This is a genomic window from Dolichospermum flos-aquae CCAP 1403/13F (assembly GCF_012516395.1).
Classification (GTDB): domain Bacteria; phylum Cyanobacteriota; class Cyanobacteriia; order Cyanobacteriales; family Nostocaceae; genus Dolichospermum; species Dolichospermum lemmermannii.
In genome coordinates this window covers 3,722,251-3,735,329 of the sequence record NZ_CP051206.1, presented here as the reverse complement: position 1 = coordinate 3,735,329, position 13,079 = coordinate 3,722,251, and the positions used below count along the sequence as shown (strand labels likewise).

General features: G+C 37.8%; 11 protein-coding genes. 4 read left to right on the top strand and 7 right to left on the bottom strand.

All coding sequences use genetic code 11. The annotated features are described in order from the left end of the window. Window positions 1–20 precede the first annotated feature (20 nt). From HGD76_RS18010 to kdpA, 5 genes are all read right to left on the bottom strand, one after another. Window positions 21–1,142: a sensor protein KdpD gene (locus HGD76_RS18010; RefSeq protein WP_148765405.1), complete on the bottom strand. Its 1,122-nt coding sequence runs from the start codon at window positions 1,140–1,142 to the stop codon at window positions 21–23. A 14-nt stretch (window positions 1,143–1,156) separates the two neighbouring features. Continuing rightward, a complete protein-coding gene (gene kdpC / locus HGD76_RS18005; RefSeq protein WP_015079819.1) occupies window positions 1,157–1,768 on the bottom strand; it encodes a K(+)-transporting ATPase subunit C in 612 nt (203 codons plus the stop codon). A 100-nt stretch (window positions 1,769–1,868) separates the two neighbouring features. Then, a complete protein-coding gene (gene kdpF, locus HGD76_RS18000; protein WP_015079820.1) occupies window positions 1,869–2,072 on the bottom strand; it encodes a K(+)-transporting ATPase subunit F in 204 nt (67 codons plus the stop codon). A 3-nt stretch (window positions 2,073–2,075) separates the two neighbouring features. Then, window positions 2,076–4,142 carry a potassium-transporting ATPase subunit KdpB gene (kdpB, locus tag HGD76_RS17995; protein WP_015079821.1) on the bottom strand — a complete coding sequence of 689 codons (2,067 nt, stop codon included), beginning with the start codon at window positions 4,140–4,142 and terminating at the stop codon, window positions 2,076–2,078. A 98-nt stretch (window positions 4,143–4,240) separates the two neighbouring features. Then, window positions 4,241–5,935 carry a potassium-transporting ATPase subunit KdpA gene (gene kdpA / locus HGD76_RS17990; RefSeq protein ID WP_168696582.1) on the bottom strand — a complete coding sequence of 565 codons (1,695 nt, stop codon included), beginning with the start codon at window positions 5,933–5,935 and terminating at the stop codon, window positions 4,241–4,243. Between the two features lie 636 nt (window positions 5,936–6,571). Between kdpA and HGD76_RS17985 the strand changes: the two genes are divergently transcribed. Next, window positions 6,572–7,726: a sensor histidine kinase gene (locus HGD76_RS17985; RefSeq protein ID WP_168696581.1), complete on the top strand. Its 1,155-nt coding sequence runs from the start codon at window positions 6,572–6,574 to the stop codon at window positions 7,724–7,726. A gap of 10 nt (window positions 7,727–7,736) precedes the next feature. Then, window positions 7,737–8,438, top strand: coding sequence for a response regulator transcription factor (locus HGD76_RS17980; RefSeq protein WP_168696580.1), 702 nt, complete (start codon window positions 7,737–7,739; stop codon window positions 8,436–8,438). On the opposite strand, the gene HGD76_RS17975 is transcribed toward HGD76_RS17980, so the two are convergent. Further along, window positions 8,430–8,843 (bottom strand): type II toxin-antitoxin system VapC family toxin, encoded by a 414-nt coding sequence (locus tag HGD76_RS17975; protein ID WP_168696579.1) that lies wholly within the window; start codon window positions 8,841–8,843, stop codon window positions 8,430–8,432. The genes HGD76_RS17980 and HGD76_RS17975 overlap by 9 nt on opposite strands. A gap of 4 nt (window positions 8,844–8,847) precedes the next feature. Then, window positions 8,848–9,159: a hypothetical protein gene (locus HGD76_RS17970; RefSeq protein WP_233466917.1), complete on the bottom strand. Its 312-nt coding sequence runs from the start codon at window positions 9,157–9,159 to the stop codon at window positions 8,848–8,850. Window positions 9,160–9,740: 581 nt separating this feature from the next. On the opposite strand from HGD76_RS17970, the gene HGD76_RS17965 reads away from it, so the two are divergent. Continuing rightward, entirely contained in the window at window positions 9,741–11,303 is a 1,563-nt protein-coding gene (locus HGD76_RS17965; protein ID WP_168696578.1) for a ferredoxin--nitrite reductase, read from the top strand. A 142-nt stretch (window positions 11,304–11,445) separates the two neighbouring features. Beyond that, a complete protein-coding gene (locus HGD76_RS17960) occupies window positions 11,446–12,942 on the top strand; it encodes a NarK family nitrate/nitrite MFS transporter (RefSeq protein WP_168696577.1) in 1,497 nt (498 codons plus the stop codon). The last annotated feature ends 137 nt before the right edge of the window (window positions 12,943–13,079 follow it).

Below are 13,079 nucleotides of genomic sequence, written 5' to 3'. Positions count from 1 at the left end.
AGATTAAAAAATATTAAAATTTATTTCTCTGTAGCGATAATATGTAAATCTATGTTTTGATTTCTGATTAACTCCAGCAAGCGTTGTGTAAAAGAGCGTTTGAAAAATCTTTTCCATCGAGGTTGCTGACTTTCACCAATAACTATCTGAGTGATATGATAAGTTGCGGCAATTTGGGCAATTGTTTGAGAAACATTGTGATTTTTAATATGGAGAAATTCACCAGCGAATTCAAGACATAGTTTTTCACAAGTATCAATGTGTAAACTTTCTTCCTTACTGAGAAAACGTTCAGGATCTGCAATAAATAGAGTATAAAGTTTGGCATTCATATAATTAGCAAGTCGCGCCCCACGCCGTAATAATTGAATCGAATTGGGATAAGTAGATACACATACTAAAACTCGTTCGTGGACATTACAAATTTGCCCAGCAGAAATGGAAGTATTTGCTTCTTCTTCAACCGTATCTGCGACTTCTCTTAATGCTAATTCTCGCAAAGCAATCAGATTTCGACGTTGAAAAAAGTTTTCTAAAGATTGCTCAATTTTATCAGGAGTATAGATTTTACCTTCCCGTAAACGTTCTTCTAAAGTTTCTGGAGTCACATCAATCACAACAACAGCATCAGCTTCATCTAAGAGAAGATCAGGGATACGTTCTCTCACCACAACACCCGTAATTCTAGCTACCAAATCATTCAAACTTTCTAGATGTTGAATGTTGACAGTAGAGTAAACATCTATACCTTCTGCTAAAATTAATTCTACATCTTGATAGCGTTTTTCTCTAGCTGAACCGGGGATATTTGTATGCGCTAATTCATCAACTAAAACCAGTTGGGGAGAGCGTTCTAAAATTGTCTCCGTGTCCATTTCTTGAAGATTGATATTCTTGTGAATACTGGCTTTTTTAGGAATTATCTCCAATCCTATGGCTTTTGCAGCCGTGTCCTTGCGTCCATGAGTTTCTAAAACGCCAATAACAACATCAATACCATCTTGTTTGAGTTGATGTGCTTCCTCTAGCATTCTATAAGTTTTCCCCACACCGGGAGCCATACCAATGAAAATTTTATGCTTTCCCCGTCGAGCAGGACGAATATAAGAACTGTCAGGAGAAGGGGTATTAGGGTAAAACATGAACAAATTCCTACTTATTTACTAATTTTATCCACTGCTAGATTTAGTTTTAAAACATTTACTCCCGGTTCACCAAAAATACCCAAGAAACGACCATCAGTGTTTTGAGAAATTAAAGTTTCCAACTGCTTTGGTTCAACTCCTCGCGCTTTTGCTACTCTGGCAATTTGTACCTTAGCACTTTCAGGAGTAATGTGAGGATCAAGACTCGAACCAGAAGTATAAACTAAATCCGCAGTAGGTTGGATACCCGCTTTTTTAAGTCGCTGAATTTCACCTTCATTCCCATTAATACGTTCTAGTAATGCTGGATTACTGGGAGCTAAATTACTAGCACCAGATACCCCCGTCTTCAAAACACCAACTTCATCCTTTTTAGGGTCTGCTGTGCTGTAATTAGTAGTGCTAGGACGACCCCAAAAATACTTTTCACTGGCAAAAGGTTGACCAATTAAAGCTGAACCAATAATCACACCTTGAGAATTTTTAATTAAACTACCATTAGCCTGATCAGAAAAAACAACTTGTCCCGAAATCAACATAAATAACGGATAAATAAAAGCCGTTATCACCCACAAAACCAAAGTCGAACGAATCGCCTTACTAACTTGATGTCTCTGACTCATATTAAAACCTCCCTAATTTAAAAACCACAACAAAATATATTTCTTCCTTTGCGCCTTTGCTCCTTAGCGTCTCTGCGCGAAATAAAAAATATGGTTCATATTAAAACCTCTCAGGCTGAAAAATCACCACAAACAAATAAACACAAAGACACAGAGTAACAAGCCCCAACAAAGTAATCGTATAAGCCGAAAAACGCGATTCTGCTACCGAAGTCGCTGCTTGAACTGCTGGTGCTAATAATAAATTCAAGCAAAGTAGTAAAAACAGACCCAGAGGAACACGATGACCTTTAGAAATTGTCATTGATTAAGCTAATCCTATAGATACAATGAAAACGTCAATAATTTTGATAGCAATAAAAGGAGCAATCACGCCACCTAATCCGTAAATAAAGATGTTCCGTTGCAAAAGTTGGTTAGCAGTGAGAGGACGAAATTTCACCCCAGTTAATGCTAAAGGAATCAATGCCGGAATAATCAAAGCGTTGTAAATCAAAGCTGATAAAACTGCTGATTGGGTACTTGCCAAACCCATAATATTTAAACCATTTACCCCAATCCCAGGGAAAATTGCTGGAATGATTGCGAAGTATTTAGCGACATCATTAGCCAGAGAAAAAGTTGTTAAAGCCCCACGGGTAATTAGTAATTGTTTACCAATAGTGACAATATCAATTAATTTTGTCGGGTCAGAATCCAGATCTACCATATTAGCAGCTTCCTTTGCAGCTTGTGTACCAGAATTCATTGCTACACCAACATTCGCTTGTGCTAAAGCTGGGGCATCATTAGTACCATCTCCAGTCATAGCGACTAATTTTCCTTGTGCTTGTTCGCTGCGAATTACTTCAATTTTGTCCTCTGGAGTTGCTTCAGCAATAAAGTCATCTACACCAGCTTCTTCGGCAATTACAGAAGCAGTGAGACGGTTATCTCCTGTCAGCATCACAGTTTTAATTCCCATTCTTCGCATTTGATCAAATCGTTCTTTAATCCCCGGTTTAATAATATCTTTAAGATAAATTACACCATAAATATCATCATTTTTACAAACTGCTAATGGTGTTCCCCCTAATTTAGAAACTCGCTCATAAGCCGTATTAAGTTCTGCGGTTAATTGTCCATTTCGAGAACGCACAAATCCTTTAATTGCATCTACAGCCCCTTTGCGAATTTCTACGCCATTCGGTAAATCAATGCCACTCATACGCGTTTTTGCTGAAAATTCAATTCCTGCCGCAGTTGTGGGATTAAAACTCAATTTTGCTCCTAATGATTCGGCTAATTTAACAATTGATTTTCCTTCGGGAGTTTCATCAAAAATACTGGATGCCAAGGAAATTTGGGCAACTTCATTGAGAGAATGACCTTTAACAGGAATAAATTCTTCCGCCATGCGGTTTCCTAATGTAATTGTTCCCGTTTTGTCTAAAACCAAAGTGTTAATATCTCCACAGGCTTCTACAGCCCTTCCAGATGTGGCTATGACATTAAATTGAGCCACTCTATCCATCCCGGCAATGCCAATTGCACTCAATAATCCGCCAATTGTAGTAGGAATTAACGCCACTAATAAGGCAATTAATACCGCAATACTCACAGGTGATTTAACATAAACTGACACTGTTGGTAGCGTGACAATTACCACTAAAAAAACTTGAGTTAGCACTGCCAAAAGTACAGTTAAGGCAATTTCATTGGGGGTTTTAGTGCGAGAAGCCCCTTCTACTAAAGCAATCATTCTATCAATAAAACCTTGACCTGGATCTGATGTTACCCTAATAGTTAGTTCATCAGAATTAATGCGCGTTCCTCCCGTTACAGAACTAGCAATATCAGTTCCTGGTTGTTTTAAAACTGGCGCAGATTCTCCAGTAATAGCAGATTCATCTACAGAAGCCACACCAGCAATTACTTCTCCGTCTGCGGGGATAACATCACCAGCGATAACTTTAATTTGATCACCACGACGCAAAGTAGCAGAATTAACTTCTTGAATAGAACCGTCAGGGAGAAGTTTTCGGGCTACAACATCGGATTTTGTCGCCCGTAATGAGTCAGCTTGCGCTTTTCCTCGTCCTTCTGCTACCGCTTCGGCGAAATTTGCAAAAATAAGAGTCAAGAACAGAATTATGGTAATTAGACCGTTAAAAAGTCGCGGATTATTATCAGGAGTAATCCCAAAAAGATTTGGTTCAATAGTTACTAAAGCTGTAACAATCGTCCCCACCCACACTAAAAACATAACTGGATTTTTTAGCATATTGCGTGGGTCTAATTTGACAAATGCTTGTTTAAATGCTCTAGTATAGATTCCAGTATTTTTAACTTTGGGAGTATGTTTTCGTTCTTGTCGAGTTTTTGTAGTTTTCATGGATGTTTAGTTATTCAAAAATGTCAGGGACGAACCACAGAGGCACAGAGGACGCAGAGGAATAAAAGATTGAAACATATTTTGTGTAAGTCATAAGTTTATTTGGAAATTAAAAACCATTCTGCAATTGGACCTAAAACTAATACAGGAAAGAAAGTCAGCGCCCCAAGAATTAAAATTACTCCTCCTGTAACTCCAGTGAATAAACCAGTGTCGGTTCTGAGAGTACCGGCAGTCATAGGAACTGGTTGTTTGTTGGACATACTATCTGCTAATAGCAACAAGGCAATAATGGGAATATAACGTCCTGCGAGAATACTGAAACTAGCACTGAGATTCCACCAAAGTCCTGTTGCTGCTGGTTGACTATCAGCTAGTCCTTCAAAGCCAGAACCGTTATTTGCGGCTGCGGAAGCATATTCATAAACTACTTGAGAAACGCCATGAAAGCCTGGGTTACTAATACCTGAAAGTGCATCGGGAAAAGCAAAAACTATTGCCCAAGGGATGAGAATGGCGAAGGGGTGAACTAATAAAACAACGCTGGACAGAACGATTTCTTTTTTCTCGATTTTGCGACCTAAAAATTCTGGAGTCCGTCCTACCATTAAGCCAGTTAAAAACACTGCTAAAATATAGTAGATAAATAAATATGCTGTCCCAGTTCCTTGACCTCCCCAAACTATTTGCAAGAATAAATTAAAGAGAAATACAAATCCACCTGGGGGCATAAATGAGTCGAGAAGTGCGTTAACAGCACCACACATTGTCCCGGTGGTAATAGTTGCAAATAATGAACTTTGCGCCCAACCAAATCTTACTTCTTTTCCTTCTAAATTGGGTTGTTGTGATCCTAAAAGAGAATTAACTAAGGGATTTCCTTGATACTCACCAATTGTAGTTACAATCAACAAGATGGTAAAGATAGTAAAAACCATCCAAAATGCTAACCATGCTTGTTTGAGATTGTTAGCAAATACGCTATAGGTGTAAATTAGTGCTGTGGGGATAGAAATCATGCCCCAGGTTTGCAATAAGTTAGAAAAACCACTGGGATTTTCAAAGGGATGTGCTGAGTTAGTAGCAAAAAAACCACCACCGTTCTCACCAATTTGTTTAATCGCTTCCATGTGGGCAACTGGTCCGCGAGCGATCGCTTGAGTAGCACCTTCTAATGTTGTCGCTGTTGCCACTCCGGCAAGGGTTTCAGGCACACCAGCCATGATCAATAACAATCCCATAATGATTGACATGGGCAACAAAATCCGCGTAATTGACTTGGTGATGTCAATATAAAAGTTACCCAATGTTCTGCCAGTTAAGCCCCGAATAAAGGCAATTCCCACCGACAAACCGGTCGCTGATGAAACGAACATCAAAAAACTCAAAGCGAATGTTTGACTGGCATAACTGAAGGTTGTTTCTCCAGAATAATGTTGTTGATCTGTATTAGTAAGAAAAGAAAAAGTCGTGTGTAATGCTGTATCCCAAGTTGGTGTACCTAACCCTGTCGGATTGAATGGTAGCCATGCTTGAGTCATCAAAATAGTAAATACCAAAATCCCCATAACGATATTACTGTAAAGTACAGCTTTGGCATATTGCCAACCTGTCATTTCATCTTGAGGACGAACTCCAATTAAGACAAAAATTATTCTTTCTATGGGATTTAACACAGAGTCAAGCAGTGTGCTTTCTCCTAGAAAAACGCAAGCGATATATCTCCCTAATAAAGGAGTGGTGGCAATGACAAGAATTAATGTCAATGCAATTTGTATCCAACCTTGTAACATGAATTATAAAATCTCCTCAAAGAAAGTTGTTATGGCTTTTCAGTATTAAGCAGTCAGCTAAAAACAGATTTTACGGGTTTTCAAGTGGGGGGAGGCTGACATCAGTAATTAATATTCAGAATGCTTATCAATTCAATTCTTCCTAAGAGGGTGTTTGAAAAGTTATGGTTGATGTATTAAATATTTTTTACCCCACCCTAACCCTCCCCTTGTAAAGGGGAGGGAACTGGATTTTTATTGTTTCCCCCCTTTACAAGGGGAAAGGGGGGTAGCAATGTGATGAAAATTACGGAATACCACTTTTCAAACATCCTCTAATAGCTGACGGCTAAATGCTTACTTTCAGTATCATTTCTGTTAATTATTTCATCCTAAAAATCCTGATTTAGATAGTAATCTTGAGATGATTAATTTATATCATCAATTATTGTGGCAATAAAAACAAGGAGTACAAGGATATAAAAATCGTTTATTTTTCTATTTATGTGTCTACCTAAAGATATATATCAGTGTTTAGTAAAGTTTAGAGGAAATCTAAACGCTAGTAAACAAGATATCTGACTTCTTTAAGAAGTCAGGGATCTGAGCCTTGATAATTGTTATAGTTGTATAAGTTGAGAAAAGGTAAGTTAGTAAATGGCATCTTTAAAAAATAAATTAATAAACAATAACTTACGTCTTGGTAAAATATTACTAATTGTCACTATATTTATCTTTCTAGCAGTTTTAGAATATTCTACCCCCAATGATTATGTTTTTGGATATCTCTACAGTGGAGCAATTTTATTAGTCAATTCTTGGTTTGGGGGAATGGCAACAATAAGCGCAACATTTCTTGCTGTTTTTCTAACTATGTTAAATGCGTGGATACCTGGAGCTGAATCAATTCGAGCTTCTACTGTTGCTAGTCGAGTAATTGCTGCAATAGCTTTGATAGTCACCGGATTTTTAAGTCAGCGATTACGAAAATCTCAAAAAGCCATTGCCCTCACTCAAACTAAACTCGAATCCCAAGCCCAATTAGTGAGACTAAGAGAAGATTTTGCTTCCACACTTACTCACGATTTAAAAACGCCACTTTTAGGAGCAGTTGAAACTATTAAAGCCTTTCAAAAAGAAAAATTTGGTGCAGTTTTACCAACCCAACAGAAAGTTCTAGCAACAATGGCACGCAGCCATGAAACTTCCCTTGATTTATTAGAAACTTTGTTAGATGTTTATCGCAATGATACAGAAGGCTTAAAACTAGATTTAGCTCCTGTGGATTTAAGTATCTTAGCAGAAACAGCAACGGCTACCTTAATTGAATTAGCAGCAAATCGTCGCATTCATCTATCATTAAACTATGGTGATTCTGATTGGAAACGCTCTCTTTGGGTGCGCGGTGATGCTTTGCAACTGCAACGAGTTTTTAGCAATTTGCTGATTAATGCTATTAACCATTCTCGACGCGGTGATCATGTCGAAATTGTCTTAGAATCGCAAACTTCCTATCAAGTTGTCAAAATTTTAGATACAGGTGCAGGTATCCAACCTGAACAGTTTTCCCACTTATTTGAACGATTTTACCAAGGAAATAGCGATTCCTACGGAGCGCTAGTTCCCTCCGGGACGCTCCGCGAACGCTATCGCGGTGAGCTTTCCCAACGCCAAGCTAAAGGTTCGGGATTAGGACTTTATTTATCTCGGCAAATTATTGAAGCTCATAACGGTATAATATGGGCAGAAAACAGAGTTCCCAATGGCGCTATTTTTGCCTTCAAGCTCCCTGTTTTGCCATTTCAATCTTAAACAACATCAGATGTCTTCTACCCCCATAAAAATCCTCCTAGTTGAGGATGATGAACTTTTCCGTTTGGGCTTGCGTGTGCGATTGCAGCAAGAAACTGGTTTGGAGATTATCGCGGAAGCGGAAGATGGTGAAACAGCCATTGAGTTAGTCAACCAGCACCCTCTTGATGTCGTTATTTTAGATGTAGGATTACCAGGAATTGGCGGGATTGAAGCCTGTTATCAAATTAAACAAAAATATCCTAATTTGCCAGTTTTAGTCCTCACTTCCCATTCCCAAAAATCTCTGATTACGCGGTTAATTGAAGTGGGCGCTCAAGGTTATTGTCTTAAAGGTGTTGCGGCTGAAAAATTGGTATTGGCTCTGTATTCCGTCGCATCTGGGGCATCTTGGTGGGATGAAACTGCAACTAGGGAAATTCGTTCAGTATTTGTACCTGATAGCGATAGCGTGGCGTTAGCCAATAATCACCAAGTTGATGCAGAAAATAGCTCAAAACCTACTCATAAACTAACACAAAGAGAACAAGAAATTTTATTACTATTGGCAGCGGGGAAAACTAATCAAGAAATTGCTCTGGCACTTTATATTACACCGGGAACAGTGCGGGTTCACGTCCATGCTATCTTACATAAACTAGAAGTGAGCGATCGCTCTCAAGCTGTTGTTGTGGCTTTACAAAAACGGTTGATTAAAAACGATTTAATTTAATTCCTCTTGTAACCAATCTTCTAATTGCAATTCTTTGATTCTTAATAAATCAGAATCATGGGAAACTACAATTAAATTGTGAATAATAGCCGTATCTGCTATAAATATATCTGCGTCTTGAATTGGTAAACCTCTTTGTTTTAAATCAGCATAAATTTCTGACGCTTTTTGAAATATAGCCATATCGTCCAAGAGTAAAATTTGGTATTTCTTCAAAAATTTTTCAAAGTCTGATAATTTCTTTACCGCTTTAACTGCTAAGAGTCCTCGCTCAATTTCATAGTAAGTAATCCCACTAATGAAAACTTCCTCGTTTTGACGATTTAAACTTTCTAGCTGATTGGTTACTTTTGGATTTTCCTTGAGAATTGCTGTAACCATATTAGTATCTAGTAGATATCCCATTGACTTATTTACGTTTCACTGCTTCATCAAATATTGCCATTTCTTCTGGTGTAAAATCATTTAACAAACCACTGATTGCTTCTACAGCTAACATTTTACTAATTCTTTCTGTTAAGTCATCTTCAGCAATTGTGTCTACATCATCACCAGAATTTGGTTTAGTAAACAGTTCATACATTTTCTGGATCATTTTATCTTGTTCCAATCTTTCTTGATACACACTATTATTAGCAATCAAATATTTTACAATTGCTGAAATGCGGTTAAAGGCAGTTTCTTCTTTTAGAGATGTGTTGTTCATATTTTTGTGAGACATTTTTAACAGTATATGTTATTATAGCATAGCCTCTTAACTCAACGGAGAAAATAAATAATCGCACTTAAACAGATGTTTTTAATTTCAAACAGATGAATGGTGCCTTACATTTCATTAACCCCCCCTAAAATATCAGCGAAATGTAATAATTTCGTCATCAAATGAACCAATACAACAAGTTATTAGAGATGGATTTAAAAACTTTGAAAATTTCCGAATTAGATGCCTGTTAACCTGGCATTTTATTTAATAGTTTAGCATAACAAATACCGAAGAACCAAATAAATAGACTACCTATGCGAATAACCATACTACCATTATCGCTTGTATCTATATAAATTCGTATATTGAAATAATTTATGCAATAACCGCAATATTTATATCCGATTTTCGCATAATTACCAAAATTTAGTAACCTACTATACGAACTGTTATGAAAAATCACACTAACGTAACAATATCGCAACTGTCACACCACCAACCAGGAAACTACTATCAGTTATTTCCCCAACGTGGCAAATACAGAACCGATAAGAACACGGATACACAGTTAATTAAGTCCTGTTCCCCAAAAAAAGATCATGATAGAAACAGCAACTACCACAGACAAACTCAATAAATTCGAGAAATTCAAAGCCGAAAAAGACGGACTTGCAGTTAAAAACGAAATAGAGAATTTTGCCCAAGTCGGTTGGGAAGCAATGGACGAAAACGACCTTAACCATCGCCTAAAATGGTTAGGTGTATTTTTTCGTCCTGTCACTCCCGGTAAATTCATGATGCGAATGCGTCTACCTAACGGCATTCTCACCAGCAATCAATTGTCAGTTTTAGCAGAAGTGGTACAGCGTTACGGTGAAAATGGCAGCGCCGATATTACCACTAGACAGAATATACAACTACGCGGGATCAACTTTGAAGATATCCCCGATATCTTTAATAAATTTCACAAAGTCGGATTAACTACTATCCAATCCGGCATGGATAACGTTCGTAATATTACAGGTGATCCTGTAGCGGGTTTGGATGCAGATGAGTTTTATGATACCAGAGAATTAGTCCAGCAAGTCCAGGATATGCTGACTAACAACGGTGAAGGTAATCCAGAATTTAGCAATCTTCCCCGGAAATTTAATATTGCAATTACCGGAGGCAGAGATAATTCAGTTCACGCAGAAATTAATGATTTAGCCTTTATTCCCGCATTTTGGGGAAATGAAGATGAAACCCCAATCTTTGGTTTTAACGTCATTGTCGGCGGTTTATTTTCCGCAAAACGTTGTGAAGCAGCCATTCCTTTAAATGTTTGGGTATCTCCCGCCCAAGTTGTATCATTATGTAAAGTGATTGTCGAGATTTTCCGAGATCATGGCTTACGCGCAAATAGACTAAAAGCCAGGTTAATGTGGTTACTTGATGAATGGGGGATAGAAAAATTCCGCGCAGAAGTGGAAAAGCATTTTGGAAAATCATTATTACCCGCAGTAGATAAAGATCAAATTGACTGGGAAAAACGGGATCATGTCGGGATATATAAACAAAAACAACCTGGATTTAACTACGCAGGTTTAAATATTCCCGTCGGCAGATTGTCTGCTGATGATATGTTGGAAATTGCCAGATTAGCGGAAGTTTACGGAAGCGGAGAAATCCGGTTTACCGTAGAACAAAATGTCATTATCCCGAATATTCCCGATTCCAGTTTAACAGCATTTTTCACAGAATCAATATTAGAGAAATTTTCGGTTAATCCTGGTTTATTAATGCGATCGCTAGTATCATGTACAGGCGCACAATTTTGCAACTTTGCCTTAATAGAAACCAAAAATCGCGCCTTAGCAATGATTAAATCATTGGAATCTGAACTAACTTTATCACGTCCTGTGCGAATTCATTGGACAGGATGCCCTAACTCCTGTGGACAGCCCCAAGTAGCCGATATTGGCTTAATGGGAACTAAAGTGCGTAAAAATGGCAAAATGTTGGAAGGTGTAGACATTTACATGGGTGGAACAGTGGGGAAAGACGCACATTTAGGAACTTGTGTGCAAAAAAGTATTCCCTGCGAAGACTTACAGCCCATATTAAGAGAAATATTAATTACCAAATTTGGGGCAAAATTGCGAGAACCAGCAATAATTTAACCTCAATAACTAGACATCAAATCATCCGCGTTTATCTGCGTTTATCCGCGTTTGATAAATCATCAATTTAGGCAATTTCATAATTGTCCTTGGATTTTTATATCCAATTTTTCAGAAATTCAATTATTTAGCGAGAAAAGAAATGTTAAAAGGATTATTTTCATTCCAAGGACGCTATCGCATACTACATCAGACATGGTTTGCATTTTTCCTAACCTTTGTTTGTTGGTTTAACTTTGCCCCCTTCGCTACCACAATTGGAAAAGAATTACATTTACTTCCTGAACAAATTAAAACATTAGGAATTTGTAACCTAGCATTAACAATTCCGGCTCGTCTAATTATTGGGATGTTATTGGATAAATTCGGGCCAAGAATTACCTATTCCCTCTTATTAATGTTTGCAGTTGTTCCTTGTTTAGCAACAGCATTAGCCCAAGACTTTAACCAACTAGTTATTAGTCGCTTATTAATGGGAATAGTCGGTTCTGGATTTGTGGTAGGAATCCGCATGGTAGCCGAATGGTTTCCTCCCAAAGAAATGGGAATTGCTCAAGGTATTTATGGCGGTTGGGGTAACTTTGGAGCATTTGGATCAGAATTTGCATTACCAACAATTGCAATTGCAACCAGCTTTGTAGGTGGTAGTGGTTCTAACTGGAGATTAACAATTGCATTAACAGGAATTGTTACCGCAATTTACGGACTATTCTACTTTAAAAGCGTTCAAGATACACCCATTGGCAAAGTTTATCAAAAACCCAAGAAAAATGGCTCATTAGAAGTAACTTCTCTCAAAAGCTTTTGGGCGTTGATTGTTTCCAACCTTGGTTTAATATTCGCATTGGGTTTATTAGCTTGGAGACTAGAACAAAAGAAAATTCATTTCCTCACACTTAGCCAAATGTATATAGTTTGGATTGTATTAGCAGGATTATTTGCTTACCAAAGTTACCAAGCTTATCAAGTCAATCACGAATTACTAACAGGACAAAAAACCTACCCAGCAAATCAACGTTATCAATTTGGTCAAGTAGCATTATTAGAATTTACCTACATTACTAACTTTGGTTCAGAACTTGCAGCCGTTTCCATGCTCCCGGCATTCTTTGAAAAAACCTTTGGTTTAGAACATATTGTCGCCGGCATGATTGCATCTATTTATCCCTTTCTTAACCTAGTTTCTCGTCCCAGTGGTGGTTTAATTTCCGATAAATTAGGTTCGCGTAAATGGACAATGACAATAGTTTCTGCGGGGATTGCAATAGGTTATTTAATGGCACATTTCATTAACAAAGATTGGCCTATCCCCCTCGCAATTGCTGTCACAATGTTTGCGGCTTACTTTGCTCAAGCTGGTTGTGGTGCAACTTACGGAATAGTGCCATTAATCAAAAAAGAAGCAACCGGACAAATAGCCGGAAACGTCGGTGCTTACGGCAACTTTGGCGGCGTAGTTTATCTAACAATCTATAGTTTAACAGACCCATCAACCCTATTTGCCACCATGGGAATAGCCGCCATGATTTGCGCCTTTATGTGTGGATTCTTCCTCAAAGAACCAAAAAATTCATTTGCATCTGATAATGAAAATGAAGGAGAAATAATTAATCATCAATCTGTTTTAATAGAAGAATAATTATCTCACGCAAAGGCGCAAAGGTAAGAAAATAAAAACTAGAAATTAAAAATATTTCTCCTCTTATGAAATTATCTCTGTGTCCTCTGTGCCTCTGTGGTTCGTTTATCATAACTTTGCGCCTTTGCTCCTTAGCG

Coding starts and splice junctions, on each gene's coding strand:
- HGD76_RS17965 (WP_168696578.1), top strand. CDS start 9,741: ATGATAGAAACAGCAACTACCACAGACAAACTCAATAAATTCGAGAAA.
- kdpA (WP_168696582.1), bottom strand. CDS start 5,935: ATGTTACAAGGTTGGATACAAATTGCATTGACATTAATTCTTGTCATT.
- kdpC (WP_015079819.1), bottom strand. CDS start 1,768: ATGAGTCAGAGACATCAAGTTAGTAAGGCGATTCGTTCGACTTTGGTT.
- kdpB (WP_015079821.1), bottom strand. CDS start 4,142: ATGAAAACTACAAAAACTCGACAAGAACGAAAACATACTCCCAAAGTT.
- HGD76_RS17980 (WP_168696580.1), top strand. CDS start 7,737: ATGTCTTCTACCCCCATAAAAATCCTCCTAGTTGAGGATGATGAACTT.
- HGD76_RS17985 (WP_168696581.1), top strand. CDS start 6,572: ATGGCATCTTTAAAAAATAAATTAATAAACAATAACTTACGTCTTGGT.
- kdpF (WP_015079820.1), bottom strand. CDS start 2,072: ATGACAATTTCTAAAGGTCATCGTGTTCCTCTGGGTCTGTTTTTACTA.
- HGD76_RS17960 (WP_168696577.1), top strand. CDS start 11,446: ATGTTAAAAGGATTATTTTCATTCCAAGGACGCTATCGCATACTACAT.
- HGD76_RS17970 (WP_233466917.1), bottom strand. CDS start 9,159: ATGTCTCACAAAAATATGAACAACACATCTCTAAAAGAAGAAACTGCC.
- HGD76_RS17975 (WP_168696579.1), bottom strand. CDS start 8,843: ATGGGATATCTACTAGATACTAATATGGTTACAGCAATTCTCAAGGAA.
- HGD76_RS18010 (WP_148765405.1), bottom strand. CDS start 1,142: ATGTTTTACCCTAATACCCCTTCTCCTGACAGTTCTTATATTCGTCCT.